Origin of the sequence: Streptomyces sp. NBC_00691 (assembly GCF_036226665.1) — a bacterium.
GTDB lineage: Bacteria > Actinomycetota > Actinomycetes > Streptomycetales > Streptomycetaceae > Streptomyces.
This window is the reverse complement of sequence record NZ_CP109007.1, coordinates 4277370-4301878: the sequence shown is the minus strand read 5'-3', so window position 1 is coordinate 4301878 and position 24509 is coordinate 4277370. Positions and strand designations below refer to the sequence as shown.

Sequence of the window (24509 nt, the reverse complement as noted above, 5' to 3'; positions counted from 1 at the left end):
CCGGACGCCGCTCGTAAATCGGTTCGCCGCTTCTCGGCCGCAGGTGCGATCCTGGATTCCGTATGTCTACTTCCTTCGCCGCCCTCCAGTCCGTCCTGGCCGAGGTCTCGCTGCGGGACTCCCACCGGCTCGGCCGCCGTCTCGAAGGCGCCCGCCGCATCCGCAAGCCCGAGGCCCGAGCGGCCGTCCTGGACGAGATCGCCGTCGAGGCGGCCAAGGCCAAGGAGCGCGTCGACGGGCGCGCCTCCCGCGTGCCCGCGATCACGTATCCCGAGCAGCTGCCCGTCTCGCAGAAGAAGGACGAGATCCTGGAGGCGATACGCGACCACCAGGTCGTGATCGTCGCCGGTGAGACGGGTTCGGGAAAGACCACCCAGATCCCGAAGATCTGCCTGGAGCTCGGCCGGGGCGTCCGGGGCATGATCGGGCACACCCAGCCCCGCCGGATCGCCGCCCGCACGGTCGCCGAGCGGGTCGCCGAGGAGCTGCGGACCCCGCTGGGCGAGGCCGTCGGCTGGAAGGTCCGCTTCACCGACCAGGTGAACCCCGACGCGACCTTCGTGAAGCTGATGACGGACGGCATCCTGCTCGCCGAGATCCAGACGGACCGCGAGCTGCGCGCCTACGACACGATCATCATCGACGAGGCACACGAGCGGTCCCTCAACATCGACTTCCTGCTCGGCTATCTGGCCCAGCTGCTCCCGAAGCGCCCCGACCTCAAGGTCGTGATCACCTCGGCGACCATCGACCCGGAGCGCTTCTCCCGCCACTTCGGCGAAGCCCCGATCGTCGAGGTCTCCGGCCGTACGTTCCCGGTCGAGGTCCGCTACCGGCCCCTCCTCGAGGAGGATTCCGAGGAGAGCGACCGCGACCAGATCACCGCGATCTGCGAGGCCGTCGACGAACTCCAGTCCGAGGGCCCCGGCGACGTCCTCGTCTTCCTCTCCGGCGAGCGCGAGATCCGTGACACCGCGGACGCCCTGCTCAAGCGGCAGCTGCGCAACACCGAGGTCCTCCCGCTCTACGCCCGGCTGAGCCATGCCGAGCAGCACCGTGTCTTCCAGGCGCACTCCGGCCGCCGCATCGTCCTCGCGACGAACGTCGCCGAGACCTCGCTGACCGTCCCCGGCATCAAGTACGTGATCGATCCGGGCACCGCCCGCATCTCCCGCTACTCGCACCGGACCAAGGTCCAGCGGCTGCCGATCGAGCCGGTCAGCCAGGCCAGCGCCAACCAGCGCAAGGGCCGCTGCGGCCGTACGTCCGACGGCATCTGCATCCGGCTGTACTCGGAGGACGACTTCGTCTCCCGGCCGGAGTTCACGGACGCCGAGATCCTCCGTACGAACCTCGCCTCCGTCATCCTCCAGATGACCGCGGCCGGTCTCGGCGACATCGAGAAGTTCCCCTTCATCGACCCGCCGGACCACCGCAACATCCGCGACGGCGTGCAGCTCCTCCATGAGCTGGGCGCGATCGACCCCACGGAGAAGGACCCGAAGAAGCGGCTCACGCAGCAGGGCCGGAAGCTCGCCCAGCTGCCCGTCGACCCGCGGCTCGCCCGGATGGTCCTGGAGGCCGACAAGAACGGCTGTGTCCGCGAGGTCATGGTGATCGCGGCCGCCCTCTCCATCCAGGACCCGCGCGAGCGGCCGGCGGAGAAGCAGGCGCAGGCCGACCAGCAGCACGCCCGGTTCAAGGACGAGACCAGCGACTTCCTCGCCTTCCTCAACCTGTGGCGGTACGTCCGCGAGCAGCAGAAGGAGCGCGGCTCCAGCTCCTTCCGCCGGATGTGCAAGCAGGAGTACCTGAACTTCCTGCGCATCCGCGAGTGGCAGGACATCTACGCGCAGCTGCGGACGGTCGCGAAGCAGCTGGGCATCCATGTGAACGAAGAGGACGCGCCGGAGCAGTCCGTCCACGTCTCGCTCCTCGCGGGGCTCCTCAGCCACATCGGCATGAAGGACGTGAAGGACGCCGGGGGTGAGAACGGGAGGAGCACCGGGAAGAACGACTACCTGGGCGCCCGCAGCGCCAAGTTCGCGATCTTCCCCGGTTCCGCGCTCTTCAAGAAGCCCCCGCGCTTCGTCATGTCCGCCGAGCTGGTGGAGACCTCGCGCCTCTGGGCCCGGGTCAACGCGCGCGTGGAGCCCGAGTGGATCGAGCCGCTCGCGCAGCACCTGGTGAAGAAGACGTACAGCGAGCCGCACTGGGAGAAGGACCAGGCGGCCGTGATGGCCTTCGAGAAGGTGACGCTGTACGGCGTCCCGATCATCGCCGACCGCAAGGTCAACTACGGCCGGATCGACCCCGATGTCTCCCGCGACCTGTTCATCAGGAACGCGCTCGTCGAGGGCGACTGGCGCACCCACCACAAGTTCTTCGCGGACAATCGCAAGCTCCTCACCGAGGTCGAGGAGCTGGAACACCGCGCGCGGCGCCGGGACATCCTGGTCGACGACGAGACGCTCTTCGACTTCTACGACAAGCGCGTGCCCGAACACGTCGTGTCCGGAGCCCACTTCGACTCCTGGTGGAAGCACAAGCGGCACGACGAGCCGGAGTTCCTGGACTTCGAGCGCGAGATGCTCATCAACGAGAAGGCCGCCGGGGTCACCAAGGACGACTACCCGGACTCCTGGCGGCAGGGTCCGCTGAAGTTCCGGGTGACGTACCAGTTCGAGCCCGGCGCGGACGCCGACGGTGTGACCGTCCACGTCCCGCTCCAGGTCCTCAACCAGGTGACGGACGACGGTTTCGAGTGGCAGATCCCGGGTCTGCGCACTGAGGTCGTCACCGAGCTGATCCGCTCCCTGCCGAAGCCGATCCGCCGCCATTACGTGCCCGCGCCGAACTTCGCGACCCGCTTCCTCGACGCGGTCGTGCCCGTGCAGGAGCCGCTGGCGGGGGCGCTCGCCCGCGAGCTCCAGCGGATGGTCGGCGTCCCGGTGACGGCCGACGACTTCGACTGGGCGAAGGTGCCCGAGCACCTCAAGGTGACGTTCCGGATCGTCGACGAGCGCCGCAGGAAGCTCGCGGAGGACAAGGACCTGGAGACGCTGCGCCTGCGGCTGCGCCCGAAGGCCCGCAAGGCCCTCTCGCAGGCCGCCGCGGCGGCCACCGGGGGCCCGGACGGCTCCGGGCCCTCCCTGGAGCGCACGGGGCTCACGGACTGGACGATCGGGACGCTCACGCGGGTCTTCGAGACCAAGCGGGGCGGTCAGCCGGTCAAGGCGTACCCGGCGCTCGTGGACGAGGGCGCGACGGTCGCCGTGCGGCTCTTCGACACGGAGGCCGAGCAGGCGCTGGCGATGTGGCGGGGCACCCGGAAGCTGATCATGCTGAACATCCCGGTGAACCCGGCGAAGTTCGCCTCGGACAAGCTGACCAACCAGCAGAAGCTGGCCCTGTCCTCGAACCCGCACGGCTCGATCCAGGCCCTGTTCGACGACTGCGCCACCGCGGCGGCCGACAAGCTGATCGCCGAGCACGGCGGTCCGGCGTGGGACGAGGAGTCGTTCCGGAAGCTGTTCGACAAGGTCCGCGCGGACCTGGTGGACACGACCGTACGGACGGTGGGCCAGGTCCAGCAGATCCTGGCGGCCTGGCAGGCGTGCGAGCGCCGGCTGAAGTCGACGAACAGCCTGGCCCTGATCAACAACCTGACCGATGTGAAGACCCAGCTGGCCTGGCTGATGCCGGCCGGCTTCGTCACCCGCACGGGCCTGAAGCGGCTCCCGGACCTGATGCGCTATCTGGTGGCGGTGGACCGGCGGCTCCAGCAGATGCCGACCGGGGTCCAGCGGGACACCACCCGGACGGAGAAGGTCCAGGAGATGCTGGACGAGTACGCCTGGCTGCTCGAACAGCTCCCCAAGGGGCGCCCGGTGCCGTCCGAGGTCACCGACATCCGCTGGATGATCGAGGAGCTGCGGGTGAGCTACTTCGCGCACGCGCTGGGCACGGCGTACCCGATCTCGGACAAGCGGATCGTGAAGGCGATCGACGCGGCGGCCCCGTAGCCGGGCGTCGCGGTGCGGCGGCCGACGGTGAGTTCGACCCGACCGCTGACCTGCTGTACAGTCTTGCTTGCAGCCGCTCACGAGGGGCCGCAAGCAAGGACCTGTGGAGCAGTTGGTTAGCTCGCCACCCTGTCAAGGTGGAGGTCGCGGGTTCAAGTCCCGTCAGGTTCGCCTCACCGAAAGGCCCGCATCTCGCGATGCGGGCCTTTCTTTGTGTTCCCGTGTCTTGACGGGGCCACGGGACCGCCGGTACCCCGGACATCAGGGATTCGGGGGCCCACACCGGAGGTGGTCGCGCATGGCCGCGGCGTCCGCAGCACGGCACGAGACGAGAGCACTGCTGCGCGCCCATCTGGCGGCCGCGTCCCGGTACGGACACCTCACCCGCCATTGCGTGGTCTGTCATCGCCTTCTGCGGCTCTCCATGGACCTTCCGGAGCCCGAGGGGCCGGAGGAGGAGCCGGAGGGGGCCGGGGAAGCGGCGGAGGGGGCCTGGGAGACGCCGGAGGAGGCGCCGGCCGGGCCGGAAGGCGTGAGCCGGCCGGGAGAGGGGCCCGCGGGGCGGGCGGACGCCCGTGGGGACGAAAGTCCCACCGACCCATGACCAACGGCGGGTTGAGGCCGTTCCGCGAAGTGGGAGGCTGTTCTTTGGCAAGAGTTCGCCAGTGTGACGGGAGTCACTGAGGCAGTTTCAGAAACCGCTTCACTTACACCCTCCCTACACCGGCCCGATTTAATATGTGCAATTGCACCACCCTCCAAGGAGTGGCGCGGGCACAAAAGAAGATCGCGCCAGACCCGGCGGAGTCCAGCGCGATCGTTGACGAAGGCCTGTTGGGGCAGGAATCCGTCGGCAGAGCTAGGTGTGGGCGACCGGATTGGGGGATCCGGACAGGCCCGGTGTTACGGGGTACTGCGGGGTGTTTGCGCGACCTCAGGCCTCGCTGCGCTGCTGCGGAATACCCGCCAGCAGCGCGCGAACCTCAGCTTCGCGGTACCGGCGGTGCCCACCCAGGGTGCGGATGGACGTGAGCTTCCCGGCCTTCGCCCAACGGGTCACCGTCTTCGGGTCCACGCGGAACATCGTGGCAACCTCGGCAGGGGTCAGCAGCGGCTCGGCATCAGGGGTGCGAGCGGTCATGAGCGGCCTCCTCGGGAGAACCGAACCATCTCGGTTCTTTCCTCTAAATTCTGCACCTTGACCCGCGTTGCCCGAAATGGCAGAAGCGGGCCGAGTCGGTTATAGGACGAACGGCTTGTCCTCGGCACTACAACTACACCATCCGTCCAGCCACGTCGGCCAAACCGATGGAATTGCCCTCGCAGGTGTTCATCAGCGGCGGAAGTCGATGGACCATGCCATAACGGACAGTCACGCCACTGTGACGATCAGTCACAGAGCGATCAGGAGTCCTCAGACCCCCCATAGAGTGCAATGCTGAGCGTTCCGCCCATAGATGGACGGAAGGAACCCTCCCCGGACTCCTTGTCCTATTTTGGCACGAGGGTGGGTGATGGGCGCAAGGGTGCGTTACGTGCTGTCCGTCACGCTTGAGCCAAAGGCCCGGATCGGGACCAACGTCCCCGCCCAGCGGGTGCCGAAAGGCCCGGCACCCCCGGCATACAAAACCGGGCAGGCGGTATCCGGACACCCTTGAAGATCATTTACACCCGTCGGACATGTCTTGTCGATACCGACCTGACGAAGATGCCCGACTGATGTCAATTCGCGAAGCGAAGATCCCGGACCGTCCGCCAGCGCTCCGCCAGCCGCCCGTACGCCTCGCTCGCCCGCTCGCCGTCGCCGGCCCGCAGCGCCGCGATCCCCTCCGCCATCTGCGCCGCCGACCGGTCCGCCGCCAGCCACTCCTCCGGGACCGCGTGCACCAGACCGCCGAAGTCCAGCTCCACGAGCGCCCGCGGATGGAACTCCTCCAGCCAGCGCCCCACCTCGATCAGGCCCTCCGTCATCGGACCGTCGTCGATCGACTCCCGCAGGGCCCGCAGCGCCCGCGCGAGACGGCGGCGCGCCTGCGCCATCGTCGTCCGGTAGCGCAGCACCGGAGCCTTCCCCGCGCCGTCCCCGCCCGCGGCCGCGCCTTCCGGGCCCGCGCCTTCCGGGTCCGCGCCTCCCGCGCCCGCACCGGACGGGCGCTCCCCCGGCTCGTACTCCCGGTCCTCGTCCCCGAAGAGCGCGAACCAGCGCAGCGGCACCTGCCAGACCGCCGTACGGATCCACGGACGCGCGTCCGGGTTCCTGCTCAGCCAGCGCTCGTAGTCGCTCTCCACCTGGACGCGCACCACCGGCGGCAGCATCGCGTCGAGCACCGGCTCCGGGAACTGGCCGGCCAGCTCCTGGAGCGCCAGCCACCCCCGCAGCCGGGTCCGCCACGGACAGATCACCACCACCCCGTCCAGACGGGCGACGAAGGCCTCCCCGCTCTCGTGGACCGGCACCGGGACCGGCGGCGTCGGGAGCAGGTCGGCCAGCGAGCGCCGCAGCTCCTCCTGCGCTCCCGGGGTGCGTGCCCGGCCGGCGTACCGGGCCCAGTGGGTCCGCTCCGGCTCGGGGAACGCGGCCAGTGGCTCGTACACCCGCAGATAGGACGCGTAGGGGATGAGGACCGAGGAGGCGACCGACATGTCGCGAATCCTTCCACGGAGGTACTCCGGGAGGGGGTGATCCTGAGCACTGCTGCCGATCTACGCCCAGGTAGGACTTACTCTCTTGCCGAACTGGTCCTCCCCCACCCCTAGGGAGGTCCGCAACCGCCGCTTCGTACTTGGGAGTCACCACCGTGACCGATGTGACCGGCGTTCCTGCTGATGTACTGCACACTCTGTTCCACTCGGAGCAGGGTGGCCACGAGCAAGTCGTGCTCTGCCAGGACCGCGCCACCGGCCTCAAGGCCGTCATCGCCCTCCACTCCACCGCCCTGGGCCCCGCCCTCGGCGGCACCCGCTTCTACCCGTACGCCAACGAGGCCGCGGCGATCGCCGACGCCCTCAACCTGGCCCGCGGCATGTCGTACAAGAACGCCATGGCCGGTCTCGACCACGGAGGCGGCAAGGCCGTCATCATCGGCGACCCGGAGAAGATCAAGACCGAGGAGCTCCTCCTCGCCTACGGGCGCTTCGTCGCCTCGCTCGGCGGCCGGTACGTCACGGCCTGCGACGTCGGCACCTACGTCGCCGACATGGACGTCGTCGCCCGCGAGAACCGCTGGACCACCGGCCGCTCCCCCGAGAACGGCGGCGCCGGCGACTCCTCCGTCCTCACCGCCTTCGGCGTCTTCCAGGGCATGCGCGCCTCCGCGCAGACCCTCTGGGGCGACCCGACGCTGCGCGGCCGCAAGGTCGGCGTCGCGGGCGTCGGCAAGGTCGGCCACTACCTCGTCGAGCACCTCCTGGAGGACGGCGCCGAGGTCGTGATCACCGATGTGCGCGAGGAGTCGGTGCGCCGGATCACCGACAAGCACCCGCAGGTCACCGTCGTCACCGACACCGAGGCGCTGATCCGCGTCGAGGGTCTCGACATCTACGCGCCCTGCGCGCTCGGCGGCGCCCTGAACGAGGAGACCGTCCCGTTCATCACCGCGAGCATCGTCTGCGGCGCGGCCAACAACCAGCTCGCCCATCCGGGCATCGAGAAGGACCTCGTCGAGCGCGGGATCCTCTACGCGCCCGACTACGTGGTCAACGCCGGTGGCGTGATCCAGGTCGCCGACGAGCTGCACGGCTTCGACTTCGACCGCTGCAAGGCGAAGGCGACGAAGATCTTCGACACCACGCTCGAGATCTTCGCACGTGCGAAGGCCGATGGGATTCCGCCGGCCGCGGCGTCCGACCGGATCGCCGAGCAGCGCATGGCGGACGCGCGACGCGCCTAGCCGTACCGGGGACCGGCCCGCCGCGGGGTGACCGTGAGGAGTCCGTGGAGCGTCCGTGGGAGGGCCACGGAGCGACCGCGGGGAGACTTCGCTCACGCCCCTCGGCGGGTCGGGCCTCGAGAAGAGGTTAAAATCGCGATTGACCAGCGAGGAAAGGGCACCTCGATGGTTCTGTACCGGGGTATGTGATGCGCGCGGCGTACCGTAGACCCGCGGAAACAGGTACCGTTGAAGCCCTACGGACCGGTCTCTCTGTCGAGAGTCCGTTCCGAATCATGAACGCGTGTCAAGACTCTGGGGCCACCGAGCCCCGTCACCGAGGGGGTCGAGCCATGGGGCGCGGCCGGGCAAAGGCCAAGCAGACCAAGGTCGCCCGCCAGCTGAAGTACAGCAGCGGCGGGACGGACCTGACGCGTCTGGCCAATGAGCTGGGCGCTTCGACTTCGAACCAGCCGCCGAATGGCGAGCCGTTCGAGGACGACGACGAGGAAGACGACCCGTACGCCCAGTACGCGGATCTCTATAACGAGGACGACGAGGACGAGGACGACGAGTCCGGTCCGAGCGCGTCCCCGCGTCGCGCTTGACCTTCTGAATCGCATCGCAGAAACCCGGTCCGGGATCACCCGGCCGGGTTTCTGTGCTGTCCGCGTCCGGGTGCCGAAGGGCCCCGCGTCCGGGTGCCGAAGACCCTCGTGGCCGGGCGCCGCGGGGCCCGCGACGTCGCACGGGGCGCTCCGTACGACACGGACGGGGCGCCCCTGGCGGAGCGCCCCGTCCGTGTCGTACAGCCGGACTACTTCGCGTAGTCCCCGACCAGCTCCGCGCCCGTGGTGTGCGCGCCGCGCTCGGTGATCTCGCCCGCGACCCAGGACTCGACGCCCCGGTCCGCCAGCGTCGTCAGGGCCGCGTCCACGAACTCGGCCGGCACGACCGCCATCATGCCGACGCCCATGTTCAGGGTCTTCTCCAGCTCCAGGCGCTCCACCTGACCGGCCTTGCCGACCAGGTCGAAGATCGCGCCCGGCGCCCAGGTCGAACGGTCGACCGTGGCGTGCAGGCCGTCCGGGATCACCCGGGCCAGGTTGGCCGCGAGACCGCCGCCCGTGATGTGGCTGAACGCGTGGACGTCCGTGGTCCGGGTGAGGGCCAGGCAGTCCAGCGAGTAGATCTTCGTGGGCTCCAGGAGCTCCTCGCCGAGCGTCCGGCCGAGCTCGTCGACCCGCTGGTCGAGCGTCATCCCGGCGCGGTCGAAGACCACGTGCCGGACGAGCGAGTACCCGTTGGAGTGAAGACCCGAGGAGGCCATGGCGATGACCGCGTCCCCCGTACGGATGCGATCGGCGCCGAGCAGCCGGTCGTGCTCCACGACACCCGTGCCCGCGCCGGCGACGTCGAAGTCGTCCGGGCCGAGAAGGCCCGGGTGCTCCGCCGTCTCGCCGCCGACCAGCGCGCAGCCGGCCAGGACACAGCCCTCGGCGATGCCCTTGACGATGGCGGCGACCCGCTCCGGGTGGACCTTGCCGACACAGATGTAATCGGTCATGAAGAGCGGCTCCGCGCCGCAGACGACGATGTCGTCCATGACCATCGCGACCAGGTCGTGGCCGATCGTGTCGTACACGCCCATCTGCCGGGCGATGTCGACCTTCGTCCCGACGCCGTCGGTGGCGGAGGCGAGCAGCGGACGCTCGTAGCGCTTGAGGGCGGAGGCGTCGAAGAGGCCGGCGAAGCCGCCGAGGCCACCGAGGACCTCGGGGCGCTGCGTCTTCTTCACCCACTCCTTCATGAGCTCGACGGCGCGGTCACCCGCTTCGATGTCGACGCCCGCGGACGCGTAGCTGGCACCGGTGCCCGCGTGCGGAGCACGCTCAAAGGGTTCAGCAGGCATGACTGGGAACTTTCGTGTCGTACTGCGGTTGCGGCGGGGTCTCACGGGCGACGGCGCTCACGGACGGCGGAGCGCGTCCGAGGCCGCCGTGGCCGCGGGACCCGCGGCCAGTTCGGTCTCCAGGAGCTGCTTGCCGAGCAGCTCCGGGTCCGGCAGCTCCATCGGGTACTCGCCGTCGAAGCAGGCACGGCAGAGGTTCGGCTTCTGGATCGTGGTCGCCTCGATCATCCCGTCGATCGAGATGTACGAGAGCGAGTCCGCGCCCAGAGACTTGCCGATCTCCTCGATCGACATGCCGTTGGCGATCAGCTCCGCGCGGGTGGCGAAGTCGATGCCGAAGAAGCAGGGCCACTTCACCGGCGGCGAGGAGATCCGGATGTGGATCTCGGCCGCGCCGGCCTCGCGGAGCATCTTGACGAGGGCGCGCTGGGTGTTGCCGCGGACGATCGAGTCGTCGACGACCACCAGGCGCTTGCCCTTGATGACGTCCTTGAGCGGGTTCAGCTTCAGCCGGATGCCGAGCTGGCGGATGGTCTGGGAGGGCTGGATGAAGGTGCGCCCGACATAGGCGTTCTTCACCAGGCCAGCGCCGAACGGGATGCCCGAGGCCTCGGCGTAGCCGATCGCGGCCGGGGTTCCGGACTCCGGCGTCGCTATCACCAGGTCGGCCTCGACGGGCGCCTCCTTCGCCAGGCGGCGGCCCATCTCCACACGGGAGAGGTACACGTTCCGGCCGGCGATGTCGGTGTCCGGGCGAGCCAGGTACACGTACTCGAAGACACAGCCCTTGGGCTTCGCTTCCGCGAATCGCGAGGTACGGATGCCGTTCTCGTCGATCGCGATCATCTCGCCCGGCTCGACCTCGCGGACGTAGCTGGCACCGCAGATGTCGAGGGCGGCGGACTCGGAGGCGACCACCCAGCCGCGCTCCAGACGGCCGAGGACCAGCGGGCGGATGCCCTGCGGGTCACGGGCCGCGTAGAGCGTGTGCTCGTCCATGAAGACGAGGGAGAAGGCGCCCCGGACATCGGGAAGGACCTTGGCGGCACCTTCCTCGATGGTGAGCGGCTTGCCCTCGTCGTCGACCTGGGCGGCGAGGAGCGCCGTGAGCAGGTCGGTGTCGTTGGTGGCCGCGACACGGGTGCTGCGGCCTTCCTTCTTGGGCAGGTCGGCGACCATTTCGGCGAGCTGCGCCGTGTTCACCAGGTTGCCGTTGTGGCCGAGCGCGATCGAGCCGTGGGCGGTTGCCCTGAACGTCGGCTGCGCGTTCTCCCACACGGAGGCCCCGGTGGTCGAGTAGCGGGCGTGACCGACCGCGATATGACCTTGGAGGGAACCGAGAGAGGTCTCGTCGAAGACCTGGGACACGAGGCCCATGTCCTTGAAGACGAGGATCTGGGAGCCGTTGCTGACCGCGATTCCCGCGGATTCCTGGCCCCGATGCTGGAGGGCGTAGAGCCCGAAGTACGTGAGCTTTGCGACCTCTTCACCCGGAGCCCAGACCCCGAAGACGCCACAAGCGTCCTGGGGGCCCTTCTCGCCGGGAAGCAGGTCGTGATTGAGTCGACCGTCACCACGTGGCACGTTTCCGAGTGTAGACGGGCTCGACCACTGGTCCGAATTGAGGAAATGCAGGGTCCGCCCCACTCGTGCGATCGCACGAAATGATCATCTCTGGCATGGAGGGGCCTACGAGGCAGGCGCGGTAAGGGATTCCCGCCCCGGAGGCCCTGCCGAGCGGACGCTCGTACCAGGACGGGAGTCCCGTCGCGATGTGACGGAGGGCACCCCGAAGGGGCTCGTTCACCGGGACGCCGGGGGCTCTTGGCCCTCCGTTCCGTCCCCTCCTTCGGAGGTTCCGCCAGTCCTGGCGGCGTCCGTCTCCGCCCCGGTCGCCGCCTTCGCCCCCAGGCCCTTGCCCCCGGCATCGGTGAGGGTGAGCGTCCGGTGGTCCAGACGGTAGGTGAGGGGGCCGTCGAGGAGCTCGTACAGCTGGGTCTCCAGCTGCATCTGCGGGCCGGTGCACATCATCCGGGTGGTCGCCGCCGGGCCCTCGATCGTGAGCGTCCTCCCCTCGACGCGGGCGGTCGCGGCGAAGTTGTTGCAACCCAGGTTGCCGGTGACCCGGCCGTCCGCGCCGAGGACCAGACGGGCCTTGTCGCCGCTGCCGGCGGGCAGCGAAGACGCGGTGCCCCCCGAGATCAGCCCGTCGATCTTCCACGTGGTGCCGCGCAGCGGGAGGTCCGCCTCGGCGCTCAGCTCCAGGCCGTTGCGGCCGTCCGCGGAGGTCAGGGTGAGGCTCTCACCCCGCTGCTTTCCCTTGAGCGGGCCGGTGAAGGCCTTGACCAGCTCCTTCTCGAAGCGCTGCCGGTCCCCGGGGCAGCCCATCTCGGTGATCTCCTGCGGGGAGACCGTCAGGGTGTCCCCCTTCACGGCGACGGTCGCGCCGAAGGTGTTGCAGCCGCTGTTCCCACGGGCGCTGCCGTCCGCGCCGAACTCGACGCGGGCGCCGTCCGGGGCCGCGGACCTCCGGCCGTCGACCGTGACGGCGCCGATCGTCCAGTGGGTACCCGCGACGGGCAGATCGGGGGAGACCGTGTCGGAGCCCGATCCGGAGCCCGCCCCGGTGGTGCCTCCCTCCGTGCCGCAGGCGGCGAGGAGAAGGGCCAGGGCGGCGGCGGATGCGGCGGATGCGAGGGTGCGCTGCGTCGGCGTCTGCATGGCGATGGGACGGTCCTGGGCGGAAGTCGGTTCCTCCCGGGGGCGCCGTACGGGATCTCAGCCCATCAGGGGCAGCAGGTCCTCCAGGTCGGCCCGCTCGCCGCTCGCGCCGACCCGGGCCTCTTCCCGTTCCGCCGCCCACTCCGCCCGCCCGGTCGCGAGGCGGATCCAGGTCAGCGGATCGGTCTCGACGACGTTGGGCGGGGTGCCCCGGGTGTGCCGGGGGCCCTCCACGCACTGCACCACCGCGTACGGCGGGATCCGCACCTCGACCGCCCCGCCCGGCGCCTTCGCCGCGAGGGCGTCGGCGAGCAGCCGGGTGCAGGCGGCGAGGGCCTGCCGGTCGTACGGGACTTCGGCGCCGGTCGCGGCGACGAGGTCGTCGGTGTGGACGACGAGCTCGACGGTCCGGGTGACGAGGAAGTCGGCGAGGGTCATCACGCCGAAGCTCAGCACCACCAGGCGCTCGTCGGAGGCGTCTTCCAGCGCCCGCTCGTAATCCGCCGCCACGCGCGCGTAGAGCCCCGGCAGATCGGAGGCGTCCACGTTCCGGGTGTGCGCGTCGATCCGCTCGGCGGCTCCGGCCGTCCTGAACGGCCAGTCGAGCAGCGCGAGCCGCTCCGGCCCCGGGCGCTCCGGCGCGGCCAGGAGCTGCGTGACGTCGTCGACCGTCCACGCGATGTGCGCCGCCAGGTCCCGTACCGTCCACTCCCCCAGCCGGGTCGGACCGTCCAGCTGCTCGGCGGTGAGCGCCTCGACCGCCTCCCGTACGTGGGCGAACTGGGCGAGCACGGCGGCCCTGGTCTTGGCGGAGTCATAGCGGCGGGTGCGCTTCTTGGCCGGTGGCATGGGGGCGAGGGTAGTCGGAGACTGGAAGGGGAGGTCCGTCACCAGCACACCCAGCCGCACGAGAGGGGTCGATCGGCGATGGCTGAGCACTCGGACGCCGCCCTGGTCCGCCGGGGATTCGAAGCGTGGAGCAAGGGAGACATGGAGACCGTCGGCACGATGATGACGACGGACTGTACGCACCACTCGCCCGGCGAGAGCCAGATCTCCGGCCACTACAAGGGCCGGGACAACATCCTCGCCATGTACCGCAAGATGTTCGAACTCACCGGTGGCAAGCTGCGCGTCGAGCTCGACAGCGTCTCCGTCGACGGCCGCGGTCACGCCGTGGCGGCCACCACCTTCTACGCCGAGCGCGGCGACCGGGGCATCGAGATGAAGGGTGCGCTCGTCTTCACGATCATCGGCGGCAAGATCTCCGACATCGACGAGTGCGTGGCGGACATCGACCAGTCGGACGCCTTCTGGGGTCAGGCCGAGTAGACCGCGTCGCGGGGCACCTCGAACGTCTCGCCGCGAGGACATCCGGATTCCCCTGAGGATCGTGGTGCCGGTTACGGGCGGGCGGCGGTCAGGACGACCAGGAGCGGGACGACCCGGGCTCCCGGGACCTCGTAGCGACCGCGTCCCACGGTCCTGAGCCAGCCCGCGCCGGTCAGCTGGCGCAGGTGGTGGTAGATCTGACCGGTCGTACCGGTCTCCTCCAGCTCCGCCAGCTCGGCGGCCGTGTGCCGGCCGCCGAGGATCTCCCGCAGCAGCCGGAGCCGTACGGGATGGCCGAGCGCGGCGAAGGACTCGGCGGTGTCCGCCCAGTCCTCCTCGAGCAGCTGCCCGGTGAAGGCGCCGAACTGCCACTCGTACCGCTCCCGGGTCGGCAGCGTGACCGCTCCCGTGAAGACGACCGCGCCGTCCTCGCTCCGCTCCCCCGGGTCCGCCGCGAGCTGGGCCTTGAGGCTTTCGAGGGCCCAGAGGGGGCTGTCGGTGACCTCGGACAGGGCGGCGGCCTGGGGCGCGGGGCGCTCCGCGGCTTCGGTCGCGCTCCCGGCCGGGCTCTCCAGGGCCGCGATACGCCGTTCCAGCGCGGCGACCCGCTCTTCCAGCTCCATACTGTCGAGATTACGTAATTACGTAATCCCTCGCAAGGGAGAAACGCGAAAGCCCCCGCCCGGACCCTTCGGTCCGGGCGGGGGCTTCCCCGGTGCTCCGTATCAGGCCAGCAGGGCCGGAATCGTCGCCTCGTGCGCCGTGCGCAGTTCCGCCAGGGAGAGCGCGAACTCACCCTGGACGTCGACCGCGTCGCCGTCGACGACACCGATCCGCGCCGCCGGAAGACCCCGCGCACCGCACATGTCGGTGAAGCGGAGCTCCTCGCTGCGCGGGACGGCCACGACCGCACGGCCGGCCGACTCGCTGAAGAGGAACGTGAACGCGTCCAGACCCTCCGGGACGACCAGGCGCGCGCCGTTCCCGCCGCGCAGGCAGGACTCGACGACCGCCTGGACGAGACCGCCGTCGGACAGGTCGTGCGCGGCGTCGATCATGCCGTCGCGCGAGGCCGAGATCAGGATCTCGCCGAGCAGCTTCTCCCGGTCGAGGTCCACGGCCGGCGGCAGACCGCCGAGGTGCTGGTGGACGACCTCGGACCAGGCCGAGCCGCCGAACTCCTCACGCGTGTCGCCGAGCAGGTAGAGGAGCTGGCCCTCTTCCGCGAAGGCGATCGGCGTACGGCGGTTGACGTCGTCGATCACACCGAGGACGGCCACGACCGGCGTCGGGTGGATCGCGACCTCACCGGTCTGGTTGTAGAGCGAGACGTTGCCGCCGGTCACCGGGGTGCCGAGCTGGAGGCAGCCGTCCGCGAGACCACGGGTGGCCTCGGCGAACTGCCACATCACGGCCGGGTCCTCGGGCGAACCGAAGTTCAGGCAGTCCGAGATCGCCAGCGGCTTGGCACCGGAGGCGGCGACGTTGCGGTACGCCTCCGCCAGCGCGAGCTGCGCACCCGTGTACGGGTCGAGCTTGGCGTACCGGCCGTTGCCGTCGGTCGCCATGGCCACGCCGAGGTTGGTCTCCTCGTCGATACGGACCATGCCCGCGTCCTCGGGCTGCGCCAGGACCGTGTTGCCCTGCACGAACCGGTCGTACTGGTCCGTGATCCAGGACTTCGACGCCTGGTTCGGGGAGGAGACCAGCTTCAGGACCTGGTCCTTCAGCTCCTCGCCCGTCTGCGGCCGGGGCAGCTTGCCGGCGTCGTCGGCCTGCAGCGCGTCCTGCCACTCCGGACGCGCGAACGGCCGGTGGTAGGTCGGGCCCTCGTGGGCGACGGAACGCGGCGGCACGTCGACGATCTGCTCGCCGTGCCAGAAGATCTCCAGACGCTCGCCCTCGGTCACCTCACCGATGACGACCGCGATGACGTCCCACTTCTCGCAGATCTCCAGGAAGCGGTCGACGTGCGCGGGCTCGACGATCGCGCACATGCGCTCCTGCGACTCGCTCATGAGGATTTCCTCGGGCGAGAGCGTCGCGTCGCGCAGGTGGACCCGGTCGAGCTCGACGCGCATGCCGCCGGAACCGGCGGAGGCCAGCTCGGACGTGGCGCAGGAGAGCCCGGCGCCGCCGAGGTCCTGGATGCCCGCGACCAGCTTCTCCTTGAAGATCTCCAGGGTGCACTCGATGAGGAGCTTCTCCTGGAAGGGGTCGCCGACCTGGACCGCCGGACGCTTGGTCGGCTTGGTGTCGTCGAAGGTCTCGGACGCGAGGACCGAGACGCCGCCGATGCCGTCGCCGCCGGTGCGGGCGCCGTACAGGATCACCTTGTTGCCGGGGCCCGAGGCCTTGGCGAGGTGGATGTCCTCGTGCTTCATCACGCCGATGCAGCCGGCGTTGACCAGGGGGTTGCCCTGGTAGCACTCGTCGAAGACGACCTCGCCACCGATGTTCGGCAGGCCGAGGCAGTTGCCGTAGCCGCCGATGCCGGCGACGACACCGGGCAGCACGCGCTTGGTGTCGGGGTGGTCGGCCGCGCCGAAGCGCAGCGGGTCGACGACCGCGACCGGGCGGGCGCCCATGGCGAGGATGTCGCGGACGATGCCGCCGATGCCGGTGGCCGCGCCCTGGTAGGGCTCGATGTACGAGGGGTGGTTGTGCGACTCGACCTTGAAGGTGACCGCGTACCCCTGGCCGACGTCGACGACGCCGGCGTTCTCACCGATGCCGACGAGCATGGCGTCGTTCTCGGGGACCTTCTCGCCGAACTGCTTCAGGTGGACCTTGCTGCTCTTGTAGGAGCAGTGCTCGGACCACATGACGGAGTACATGGCGAGCTCGGCGCCGGTGGGACGGCGGCCCAGGATCTCGCGGATGCGCGCGTACTCGTCCTCCTTGAGGCCGAGCTCCTTCCAGGGCTGCTCGCTGTCCGGCGTCTCGCTCGCGTGCTTGACGGTGTCGAGGCTCATCAGGCGTTGACCAGCTTCTTGAGGATCGAGGTGAAGAAACCGAGGCCGTCCGTCTTGCCGGTGCCGACGAGCGGCTCGACGGCGTGCTCGGGGTGCGGCATGAGGCCGACCACGTTGCCCGCGGCGTTGGTGATGCCCGCGATGTCACGCAGCGAGCCGTTGGGGTTCATGTCCAGGTAGCGGAAGGCGACCCGCCCCTCGGCCTCCAGCTCGTCGAGCACCCGCTCGTCGGCGACGTACCGGCCGTCCATGTTCTTGAGCGGGACCTCGATCTCCTGGCCCTCGGTGTAGTCCGAGGTCCAGGCGGTCTCCGCGTTCTCCACCCGCAGCTTCTGGTCGCGGCAGATGAAGTGGAGGTGGTTGTTGCGCAGCATCGCGCCCGGCAGCAGATGCGCCTCGGTGAGGATCTGGAAGCCGTTGCAGATACCGAGGACGGGCATGCCCGCCTTCGCCTGCTCGATGATCGTCTCCATCACCGGCGAGAAGCGGGAGATGGCTCCGGCCCGCAGATAGTCGCCGTAGGAGAAACCGCCGGCCAGGACCACGGCGTCGACCTGCTTGAGGTCCTTGTCGCGGTGCCAGAGCGATACGGGTTCGGCGCCCGCGAGGCGGGCGGCACGCAGCGCGTCCTGGTCGTCGAGCGTTCCGGGGAACGTGACGACGCCGATGCGTGCGGTCACGACTCCACCTTCACGATGAAGTCTTCGATCACAGTGTTGGCAAGGAAGGTTTCGGCCATCTCATGGATGCGGGCGAGGGCGGCGTCGTCGACCGGTCCCTCCACCTCCAGCTCGAAACGCTTCCCCTGACGGACATCGGCGATTCCGGCGAATCCCAGGCGGGGCAGTGCACGCTGCACCGCCTGCCCCTGAGGGTCGAGGATCTCCGGCTTGAGCATGACGTCGACTACGACGCGTGCCACTGGCACTCCCGGTGGTGTGTTGCGTGGGCGGTTCCCTCAGCGTACCTGTCTCCAAATTCTACGCGGGTAGAGATCTGAAGGATCCTACAAAAGCCAGGCCGCGACGCCACTCCACCAGGGATCACAGCGCACACCCCCGCCCGAGCACACCCACGCAAAATTCGAGTGAAATATTGCGGACCTCATTGCACCGGGACACGCTGAAACAATTGCCAGGGCTTCACAATGCGACACCCACCGCTGTACAAAGGAATCAAGAAGAAATCAGCATTGTCGCGGCACAGCCGTACGGTCGGCATCGCCGCACGTCAGAGGCGTCACAAGCGCCTCCTCTGCGGCATCGGCCGCAGGAAAGGACCGATATCCGTGGCTCAGCGTGTGGTGGTCACAATCTCCGACGACATGGACGGCGGAGAAGCAGCTGAAACGGTCGCGTTCGGCCTCGACGGGAAGATGTACGAGATCGACCTGAATGCTGCCAATGCAAAGAAACTCCGCAAGGCGCTCGCCCCGTACCTCGCCGCCGGACGCAAGCTGCCGGCGAAGGCCGTGACCGGCCGGAGCGTCTCCCTGGAGTCGTACACCCGCACCTCCCTCGCCCCCGACCCGGCGGCGGTCCGCGCCTGGGCGCAGTCCAACAAGATGGAGGTGCCGGCCCGCGGCCGGATCCCGAAGCGGGTCTACGAGGCCTTCCGCGCCGCGAGTTGAGGCCCACGACCCCCGCCCGCCGACACGGCGGGGCGAGCCGATTTGCATTGCACCCCCCATGATCCGCTAAAGTCTGGAACACGCCGAGGGGCGAGGCCGCAAAGCCCCACCTCACGCAGCGTGCGGGTGTAGTTCAGTAGTAGAACATCCCCCTTCCAGGGGGAAGGCGCAGTGTGCAATTCCTGTCACCCGCTCTGCATCGCAAGACCAAAGCACTCCGGTGCATCAGGTAGAGTGGTGCTCGCACCGCCCAGTGAGAGCTGAGCGGCAGCAATGCGGACGTGGCTCAGTTGGTAGAGCATCACCTTGCCAAGGTGAGGGTCGCGAGTTCGAATCTCGTCGTCCGCTCCAGATCGAAGGCCCCGGTTCTCTGGAACCGGGGCCTTCGGCGTGTACGGCCCTCCTCGCGTACGGGCCTCCTCGTGTACGGGCCTTCGTCGTATCCGCATCAGCCGCGCGCACCCGAGACCCTCGCCATCGCGCGCGCCCATCGACCCGATGTCGCGGCTCGATCTGCAGATGCCGGGGACGGACGGTGTGAGGGTCGCCACAGTCCCGCGGGACGAACTGCCCGACTGCCGCACCGTGATCGTGACCGGCCACGGCCGTCCCGGGCACCTCGAGCGAGCCCTCTCGACCGGCGTGCGCGGCCTCGCCCCGAAGACCGTCAGCGCCCGGCGGCTCGCCGAGATCATCCGTGCCGTGCACGCCGGAAACCGTTACGTGGACACGGAGTTGGGGACCGACGCCATCGCCGCCGGCGACTCCCCGCCGACCGCGCGCGAGGCCGAGGTGCTCGAGTTCTCCGCGACGGGCCACCCGGCGCGGAGAACACCCGGCGCGCCTCCCTCTCCCCCGGAACCGTGCGCAACCACCTCTCCTCGGCGGCCGCGAAGCTCGGTGCCGAGAAGCGTCATACGGCGGTGCGTCTCACCCAGGCGAAAGGTTGGGTATAGTTAGCCCCGCGCTACGGCGCATGCGGACGTGGCTCAGTTGGTAGAGCATCACCTTGCCAAGGTGAGGGTCGCGAGTTCGAATCTCGTCGTCCGCTCCATGAAGAAGCCCCCGGTCGAATAGACCGGGGGCTTTCTCGTGTCCCGAAGTACGCGCCGGAGGCGCCGGAGCGGCGTACCCCAGCCCCTGACACGAGTGCCGGGGGCCGGGGGCCGGGCGCCGGGGACCTCAGAAGCTGTCGGACCAGGCCTTGCCGGTCAGCAGCTCGTACGCCTCCAGGTACTTGGCGCGCGTGGCGTCCACGATCTCCTGCGGCAGCGGCGGCGGGGGCTGCTCGCTCTTGCGGTCCCAGCCGGAGGCCGGGGAGGTCAGCCAGTTCCGGACGAACTGCTTGTCGTACGAGGGCTGGGCACGGCCCGGCTCCCACTGGTCGGCCGGCCAGAAGCGCGAGGAGTCCGGGGTGAGGACCTCGTCACCGAGGACGAGGGTCTCCCCGTCGAAGCCGAACTCGAACTTGGTGTCCGCGAGGATGATCCCGCGCTCACGGGCGATGTCCCGGGCCCGCCCGTACACGTCGAGGGTCGTCCGGCGCAGCAGGGCGGCCGTCTCGGCGCCGACCTGGCGGGCGACCTCCTCGTACGACACGTTCTCGTCGTGGTCTCCGACCGCGGCCTTGGTGGCCGGGGTGAAGATCGGGGCGGGCAGCTCGGAGCCGTCGCCGAGGCCCTCGGGGAGCGCGAGGCCGCAGACGGTGCGGGACTCGTTGTACTCGAGGAGGCCGGAGCCGGTGAGGTAGCCGCGGGCCACGCACTCGACCGGGACCATGTTCAGCGACGTGCAGACCGTCGTGCGGCCCGCCCAGTCGGCGGGGGCGCCGGCCGGCAGCTCGGTCGAGATCACGTGGTGCGGGACCAGGTCGGAGAGCCGGTCGAACCACCACAGGGAGAGCTGGGTGAGGACCCGGCCCTTGTCGGGGATCTCGGTGGGCAGCACCCAGTCGAACGCGGACATGCGGTCGCTCGCCACCATCACGAGGTCCCCGTCCTCGTTCCGGTACAGGTCACGCACCTTGCCCGTGTGGAGATGGGTGAGGCCCGGGACCTGGACGGGCTCGGGCTTTTCTACGAATCCGGACACGGTTCCTCCGCGTAGGTTGATCCAGGAGCGTGTCCGATTCTCTCGCACATCCGGGTGGCCCCGGCCGCCTGGCCCTGTGACCCCCCGCTCAGTCCCTCTTGCAGATCCGGTCGAGGAGGTTCGCGGTGGCGCGCTGGACCCGGGCGTCGACATGGCCCGGCCGGTCGAGCGCCGGCGACCAGGCGAAGGTGCCGGAGGCGAAGACCCAGGCGCCCGAGGGCGCCCGGTAGAGGCTCGTCTCCTGATGCCGGAGCGCCCCCTCGCCGTCGCGGTAGGGCGAGTGGGCGAGCAGGATGCGGCCCTGGTGCTCGGGCAGCGCCGTACGCGGGAAGTAGCGGTCGGCCTCGCCCGCGACCAGACCGGGGAGCTCGTCGCCGTCACCGGCGCCGGTGGCGTCCCAGAGCCAGTGCTCGGCGTTCCGTACGACCAGCGGGTGCGGTTCGGGCACCCGGCCCGCGTACTGGATGCCGAGGAGCTGCTGCTCGGGCCGGTCGACCTCGCGCCAGAGCGCGGGCCGGCCGGGGCCCCTGCGCTTGCGGCAGGTGAGGAGCCGGTCCGGCACCCCGGACGGCGAAGGGCCCAGCTCCACCTGCCAGTACATGGTGTTCGCGGAGAGGAAGACCAGTGACGTGCCCTGGTCGCGGGCGAGTTCGACGGTCTTGCGCATCGGCACCGACCAGTACTCGTCGTGCCCCGGGAAGACCAGGCCCCGGTAGCGGCTCGGGTCGACCCGGCCCGCGTGCAGATCGCGGGTCTCGGCGTACGCCAGGTCGTACCCGTAGCGCTCGGCCCAGCGGATGAAGTCGTAGGCGTGACCGACGTGGAGCGGCAGCCCCGCGCCCGCGTACGGGCGGTCGAAGGAGACCGTGACGGCCGCGTCCTGCTCACCGAGCAGCCGGCCCTCCTCGTCCCAGGCGTGGTAGAGGCTGGCGCCGGTGTGGCCGTCCTCCGGATAGAGGTTGTACGCCTGCCAGGTCACGTCCGGGAGGACGAGGAGCAGATCCGCCGGGTGGTTGTCCCGGACCGTGAAGGGGATGTGCGAGCGGTGGCCGTCGGCGGTGGTGAGGACGGCGACGTACGCCCCGATCGACCAGTAGCCGGGGACCTGCAGCCGCCAGGACTGCCACCAGTGGTGGCAGGAGACCGTGCGGTCGGCGGTCAGCGGGGCCGGCTGGACGATCCCGGAGAGCCGGGGGCTCGTGGTGATCTTCGCGGCGCCGTCGCCGCCGTAGTGACCGATCCGGTAGATGTCGACCGAGAACTGCTGCGGCGGGTCGACCGTGATGTGGAAGTCGATCGACTCGCCCGGCGCCACGGCCCCGTCGGAGGCGAAACCCTTGATCTGACGCCGGACGTCGTCGGCCGTGCGCGGGCCGCCGCTGCCGCCCCGGGCCAGGATCTCGTCCGCGTACCAGGGGACCATCTGCCCGGTGTCGTCGAAGTAGTTCTCGGAACCGCGCAGCCAGGGCAACGGGCCCTGGCCGAAGGGATCGGTGACGGCGTGCGCGAGCGCACCCGACTCCCACCGTCTGATCTGGTCCGCCCCCATGCTGCGCCCCTCCCTCGACTCCCCCGGGTCGGCTGGTCAGTGCCTGTGTGCTCGTATCGGCTCCTGCCCCTGGTGCAGGCCCTTGGTCCGTGCCTCTGTCAGTGCCGGTCTCCAGCACATCACATAACGCACGCACTCCGTCACCGTTCGTCGTGAATTGACGAGAGTGGAAGCCGGGGCTCCGAAACAAGTGATCTCCGGGGCCCGTCCGGACGGCCTGCTGGGCTCCTCCGGAGGCCGTCCGGAGGAGGCCCGCGGGGGCCGTCAGAGGCCGTCCGGAGGGCTCCTCAGACCAGGCGTACGGGCTTCTCGGGGCGCACCCCCGTGCGGGCCAGCCAGACCCGCAACGGCTCCGGGTCGCCGTCCTCGACGAGCGCGAGGACGCGGGGGCCGAGGTCCACGGCCCGCTCGCCGCCGACGAGGAGGGCGGGACCGTCGAGCCAGTCGAGGCCGGGGGTCGCCTCGGCGGTGTCCACGGCAGCGCAGCAGACCATCGCGGTGACATGGTCGGCGAGCAGGTCGCGGCCGGAGCGGGGCGGCTGGAGCGGGAAGAGCGGCAGCGGGCCGTCCGGGCCGCTGACCACCGGGGGCGGTGTGGCGCCGGAGTGCAGGTCGTCCTTCTCGGCGCTGCGGGCCGCCGCCTCGGCGGTCAGGACGGTCGCGGCCACCCGCGCCTCCCGAGCGGCCTCCTCCCGCGCGAGAAGCGCGCTGAGCGCACCGGCGAGGGCCTCGGCGGCGGGGTTGACGACTTCTTCGTCGTCGATGTCGATGCCGATGTGGGCGTTGTCGTCGATGTCGGCGTCGGCGTCGGCATCAGTGGCGATGTCGGTGCCTGTGCCGGTGTCGGTGCGTGTGCCGCTGACGGGGGCTTCGGTGAGGTGGGCGTCGTCCGCCGGGAACGCGCGCTCCTGTGCGGCGTCGTTTTTTTCGGCACCGTCATCGGCATCGGCATCGGCGGGCTTCGTCGGCTCCGTGGAGAGGTGGGCGATCACCCGGGTCAGGGTCGGGCCGTCGGCGGCGCCCTCACCGCTCCCGCCCCCGGCCGCGGAATCCGCCAGGCCGAGGCCGTCGAGGACCTGGTGCAGCCGGGCCGCGTCGGTGCGCCACTTCCGGTCGACGACCTCTTCCGGGTACTGGCTCCACTCCACCGGGGACCAGTCGGGCCCGGGCTCGGCCGGGCCGCCGTGGAAGAGGCGGGCGGCGAGCAGCGAGGTGGCCTCGTCGACCGCGCCCGGCTCTTCCAGGAGGTCGCAGGCGGGGCGCTCGCCGAGCCGGGAGGAGAAGCCGTCGGCGAGCCGGTCGCGGCGGGAGAGCTCGGTGAGGGCGGAGACGACGCCGGCGTCGAGCTTGGCGGGCCAGCGGCCCATTCGCCAGGCGGGCAGTGCGACACGGGTCAGGAGCCGGTCCCAGCCCGCGTACGCCAGGCCGACCTGCTCCTGGGCGACGATCCGTACGCCGTAGTCCACGGCCTGGGCGCGCTCCGAGCCGGCGGCGGCGACCCCGCGCTCCATCTCGGCGGCGTGCCCGCGGCAGGCGCGGAGGAGGACGCGGGCGACGTGACCGACGCCGTGGGCGCCGAGGCGGCGGACCGGGTCGAGGCCGGGGGTCCCGGGCACCGCCACGGCGGCGTCCAGACCGCGGACGAAGCGGCGGGCCGCCGCTATGTCGGGGTGGGCGGCGGGGCCCGTGCCGGCGACGACCGGGGCGAGGACCGCCCGCAGCTCGCCGACGCGCATCCACCACAGGAAGGGCGAGCCTATGACGAGGACGGGGGCGCCTTCGCCCTCCCCCTCGGCACCCGGTGTGCGCAGCGCGCGGTGGGCCCGGTGGGTGCGGTCCTCCAGCCAGCTGTCGCAGTCCGGGGTCAGGGCTATCGCGGCGGGCGCCGGGACGTCGAGCCGGTCGGCCAGGTCCCGGACGAGCCGGTAGAGGTCGGGGGCGGCGGTCTCGGCGAGCTCCACGGTCGGCGTGGCGGCGGGACGGGCCCGGGTGACGACGAGGGCGACGGCGGTGGCGGCGAGCAGGACGAGGATCGCGAGGACGGTCACCACCCAGCGGGCCGCGTCCCAGCCGGAGCCGGTGAAGTGGCCGGTGACCCCGCCCGCGTAGAGGACGACGGCCACGGCGGCGGGCAGGACCGCGAGGCCCAGCGCCCTGCCGCGGACCCGGAGGACGGCGAGGGCCCGGGAGCGCGCGGCGCGCGCTCCCCACTCCTCGCCGACAACGGAACCGGTACCGGACACGCCGTACATCACCCCCTCCTGCCCACGTCGGGACTGCCTGTGGCGGTGTTGCTCACTCCCCCACTGTGGCACCCGCCACCGACATCGCAATGCCGGTGGGCCAAGTGCCGGAATGCCTTCGCCGCACCCTAGTTGGGGCTTCGGCGGACGTCATCCGGATGG

19 protein-coding genes, 4 tRNA genes and 1 pseudogene are annotated in these 24509 nt (G+C 70.3%); 11 read left to right on the top strand and 13 right to left on the bottom strand.

The window, feature by feature from the left end; translation table 11 throughout:
* Positions 1 to 62: 62 nt before the first annotated feature.
* The 3 genes from hrpA (at position 63) to OG392_RS37545 (ending at position 4629) form a co-directional block, all read left to right on the top strand.
* Entirely contained in the window at positions 63 to 4025 is a 3963-nt protein-coding gene (hrpA, locus tag OG392_RS19435) for an ATP-dependent RNA helicase HrpA (RefSeq protein WP_329281079.1), read from the top strand.
* Positions 4026 to 4122: 97 nt separating this feature from the next.
* Positions 4123 to 4196: transfer RNA gene (locus tag OG392_RS19430), tRNA-Asp, on the top strand.
* A 127-nt stretch (positions 4197 to 4323) separates the two neighbouring features.
* Positions 4324 to 4629: a DUF6274 family protein gene (locus OG392_RS37545; protein ID WP_443054816.1), complete on the top strand. Its 306-nt coding sequence runs from the start codon at positions 4324 to 4326 to the stop codon at positions 4627 to 4629.
* A 330-nt stretch (positions 4630 to 4959) separates the two neighbouring features.
* Here the strand turns inward: OG392_RS37545 and bldC are convergent, their stop codons facing one another.
* Positions 4960 to 5166, bottom strand: a complete 207-nt coding sequence (gene bldC, locus OG392_RS19425) for a developmental transcriptional regulator BldC (protein WP_003949541.1) — start codon at positions 5164 to 5166, stop codon at positions 4960 to 4962.
* A 581-nt stretch (positions 5167 to 5747) separates the two neighbouring features.
* The gene (locus OG392_RS19420) at positions 5748 to 6668 is read right to left on the bottom strand and encodes a hypothetical protein (protein WP_329281078.1); all 921 of its coding nucleotides are present in this window, start codon (positions 6666 to 6668) and stop codon (positions 5748 to 5750) included.
* Positions 6669 to 6823: 155 nt separating this feature from the next.
* Here OG392_RS19420 and OG392_RS19415 point away from each other — a divergent pair, with 155 nt between their 5' ends.
* Both OG392_RS19415 and OG392_RS19410 read left to right on the top strand, forming a co-directional pair.
* Entirely contained in the window at positions 6824 to 7915 is a 1092-nt protein-coding gene (locus OG392_RS19415) for a Leu/Phe/Val dehydrogenase (RefSeq protein ID WP_329281075.1), read from the top strand.
* Positions 7916 to 8247: 332 nt separating this feature from the next.
* The gene (locus OG392_RS19410) at positions 8248 to 8502 is read left to right on the top strand and encodes a DUF3073 domain-containing protein (protein ID WP_030318267.1); all 255 of its coding nucleotides are present in this window, start codon (positions 8248 to 8250) and stop codon (positions 8500 to 8502) included.
* Between the two features lie 209 nt (positions 8503 to 8711).
* Here OG392_RS19410 and purM read toward each other — a convergent pair whose 3' ends face one another.
* The 4 genes from purM to OG392_RS19390 all read right to left on the bottom strand — a co-directional run bounded on the left by purM (position 8712) and on the right by OG392_RS19390 (position 13376).
* Positions 8712 to 9806: a phosphoribosylformylglycinamidine cyclo-ligase gene (gene purM, locus OG392_RS19405; protein ID WP_329281073.1), complete on the bottom strand. Its 1095-nt coding sequence runs from the start codon at positions 9804 to 9806 to the stop codon at positions 8712 to 8714.
* A 57-nt stretch (positions 9807 to 9863) separates the two neighbouring features.
* A complete protein-coding gene (purF, locus tag OG392_RS19400) occupies positions 9864 to 11390 on the bottom strand; it encodes an amidophosphoribosyltransferase (RefSeq protein ID WP_030318264.1) in 1527 nt (508 codons plus the stop codon).
* Between the two features lie 219 nt (positions 11391 to 11609).
* Entirely contained in the window at positions 11610 to 12527 is a 918-nt protein-coding gene (locus OG392_RS19395) for an META domain-containing protein (protein WP_329281071.1), read from the bottom strand.
* A 57-nt stretch (positions 12528 to 12584) separates the two neighbouring features.
* Positions 12585 to 13376 carry a maleylpyruvate isomerase family mycothiol-dependent enzyme gene (locus OG392_RS19390; RefSeq protein ID WP_329281069.1) on the bottom strand — a complete coding sequence of 264 codons (792 nt, stop codon included), beginning with the start codon at positions 13374 to 13376 and terminating at the stop codon, positions 12585 to 12587.
* Between the two features lie 78 nt (positions 13377 to 13454).
* Between OG392_RS19390 and OG392_RS19385 the strand changes: the two genes are divergently transcribed.
* Positions 13455 to 13859: a nuclear transport factor 2 family protein gene (locus OG392_RS19385; protein WP_329281067.1), complete on the top strand. Its 405-nt coding sequence runs from the start codon at positions 13455 to 13457 to the stop codon at positions 13857 to 13859.
* Positions 13860 to 13930: 71 nt separating this feature from the next.
* Here the strand turns inward: OG392_RS19385 and OG392_RS19380 are convergent, their stop codons facing one another.
* From OG392_RS19380 to purS, 4 genes are all read right to left on the bottom strand, one after another.
* Positions 13931 to 14482, bottom strand: a complete 552-nt coding sequence (locus OG392_RS19380; RefSeq protein WP_329281064.1) for an ArsR/SmtB family transcription factor — start codon at positions 14480 to 14482, stop codon at positions 13931 to 13933.
* A gap of 102 nt (positions 14483 to 14584) precedes the next feature.
* Positions 14585 to 16834 (bottom strand): phosphoribosylformylglycinamidine synthase subunit PurL, encoded by a 2250-nt coding sequence (gene purL, locus OG392_RS19375; RefSeq protein ID WP_329281061.1) that lies wholly within the window; start codon positions 16832 to 16834, stop codon positions 14585 to 14587.
* Positions 16834 to 17514: a phosphoribosylformylglycinamidine synthase subunit PurQ gene (gene purQ / locus OG392_RS19370; protein WP_015035033.1), complete on the bottom strand. Its 681-nt coding sequence runs from the start codon at positions 17512 to 17514 to the stop codon at positions 16834 to 16836. Before purQ ends, purL begins: the two co-directional genes overlap by 1 nt.
* Complete coding sequence (gene purS, locus OG392_RS19365; protein WP_017240564.1) at positions 17511 to 17756, bottom strand: phosphoribosylformylglycinamidine synthase subunit PurS; 246 nt, start codon at positions 17754 to 17756, stop codon at positions 17511 to 17513. The genes purQ and purS overlap by 4 nt, the downstream gene beginning before the upstream one ends.
* Before the next feature lie 366 nt (positions 17757 to 18122).
* On the opposite strand from purS, the gene OG392_RS19360 reads away from it, so the two are divergent.
* The 5 genes and pseudogenes from OG392_RS19360 to OG392_RS19340 all read left to right on the top strand — a co-directional run bounded on the left by OG392_RS19360 (position 18123) and on the right by OG392_RS19340 (position 19518).
* Positions 18123 to 18464, top strand: coding sequence for a histone-like nucleoid-structuring protein Lsr2 (locus tag OG392_RS19360; RefSeq protein WP_329281058.1), 342 nt, complete (start codon positions 18123 to 18125; stop codon positions 18462 to 18464).
* A gap of 122 nt (positions 18465 to 18586) precedes the next feature.
* Positions 18587 to 18658 (top strand) — tRNA-Gly (locus OG392_RS19355).
* A gap of 81 nt (positions 18659 to 18739) precedes the next feature.
* Positions 18740 to 18815 (top strand) — tRNA-Gly (locus OG392_RS19350).
* Between the two features lie 110 nt (positions 18816 to 18925).
* Positions 18926 to 19420 (top strand): annotated as a pseudogene (locus OG392_RS19345) (response regulator); the annotation flags it as partial.
* A 22-nt stretch (positions 19421 to 19442) separates the two neighbouring features.
* Positions 19443 to 19518, top strand: a tRNA-Gly gene (locus OG392_RS19340).
* Positions 19519 to 19646: 128 nt separating this feature from the next.
* Here the strand turns inward: OG392_RS19340 and OG392_RS19335 are convergent.
* The 3 genes from OG392_RS19335 to OG392_RS19325 all read right to left on the bottom strand — a co-directional run bounded on the left by OG392_RS19335 (position 19647) and on the right by OG392_RS19325 (position 24356).
* Positions 19647 to 20555, bottom strand: a complete 909-nt coding sequence (locus OG392_RS19335) for a phosphoribosylaminoimidazolesuccinocarboxamide synthase (RefSeq protein WP_329281056.1) — start codon at positions 20553 to 20555, stop codon at positions 19647 to 19649.
* A gap of 88 nt (positions 20556 to 20643) precedes the next feature.
* Positions 20644 to 22104 (bottom strand): N,N-dimethylformamidase beta subunit family domain-containing protein, encoded by a 1461-nt coding sequence (locus tag OG392_RS19330; protein ID WP_329281054.1) that lies wholly within the window; start codon positions 22102 to 22104, stop codon positions 20644 to 20646.
* Between the two features lie 287 nt (positions 22105 to 22391).
* Positions 22392 to 24356 (bottom strand): hypothetical protein, encoded by a 1965-nt coding sequence (locus tag OG392_RS19325; RefSeq protein ID WP_329281052.1) that lies wholly within the window; start codon positions 24354 to 24356, stop codon positions 22392 to 22394.
* Between the last annotated feature and the right edge of the window lie 153 nt (positions 24357 to 24509).

What these genes read in the sequence shown, in the direction of transcription:
- hrpA (WP_329281079.1), top strand. Translation starts at nt 63, where the DNA reads ATGTCTACTTCCTTCGCCGCCCTCCAGTCCGTCCTGGCCGAGGTCTCG.
- OG392_RS37545 (WP_443054816.1), top strand. Translation starts at nt 4,324, where the DNA reads ATGGCCGCGGCGTCCGCAGCACGGCACGAGACGAGAGCACTGCTGCGC.
- bldC (WP_003949541.1), bottom strand. Translation starts at nt 5,166, where the DNA reads ATGACCGCTCGCACCCCTGATGCCGAGCCGCTGCTGACCCCTGCCGAG.
- OG392_RS19420 (WP_329281078.1), bottom strand. Translation starts at nt 6,668, where the DNA reads ATGTCGGTCGCCTCCTCGGTCCTCATCCCCTACGCGTCCTATCTGCGG.
- OG392_RS19410 (WP_030318267.1), top strand. Translation starts at nt 8,248, where the DNA reads ATGGGGCGCGGCCGGGCAAAGGCCAAGCAGACCAAGGTCGCCCGCCAG.
- purM (WP_329281073.1), bottom strand. Translation starts at nt 9,806, where the DNA reads ATGCCTGCTGAACCCTTTGAGCGTGCTCCGCACGCGGGCACCGGTGCC.
- OG392_RS19395 (WP_329281071.1), bottom strand. Translation starts at nt 12,527, where the DNA reads ATGCAGACGCCGACGCAGCGCACCCTCGCATCCGCCGCATCCGCCGCC.
- OG392_RS19390 (WP_329281069.1), bottom strand. Translation starts at nt 13,376, where the DNA reads ATGCCACCGGCCAAGAAGCGCACCCGCCGCTATGACTCCGCCAAGACC.
- OG392_RS19385 (WP_329281067.1), top strand. Translation starts at nt 13,455, where the DNA reads ATGGCTGAGCACTCGGACGCCGCCCTGGTCCGCCGGGGATTCGAAGCG.
- OG392_RS19380 (WP_329281064.1), bottom strand. Translation starts at nt 14,482, where the DNA reads ATGGAGCTGGAAGAGCGGGTCGCCGCGCTGGAACGGCGTATCGCGGCC.
- purL (WP_329281061.1), bottom strand. Translation starts at nt 16,834, where the DNA reads ATGAGCCTCGACACCGTCAAGCACGCGAGCGAGACGCCGGACAGCGAG.
- OG392_RS19330 (WP_329281054.1), bottom strand. Translation starts at nt 22,104, where the DNA reads ATGGGGGCGGACCAGATCAGACGGTGGGAGTCGGGTGCGCTCGCGCAC.
- OG392_RS19325 (WP_329281052.1), bottom strand. Translation starts at nt 24,356, where the DNA reads ATGTACGGCGTGTCCGGTACCGGTTCCGTTGTCGGCGAGGAGTGGGGA.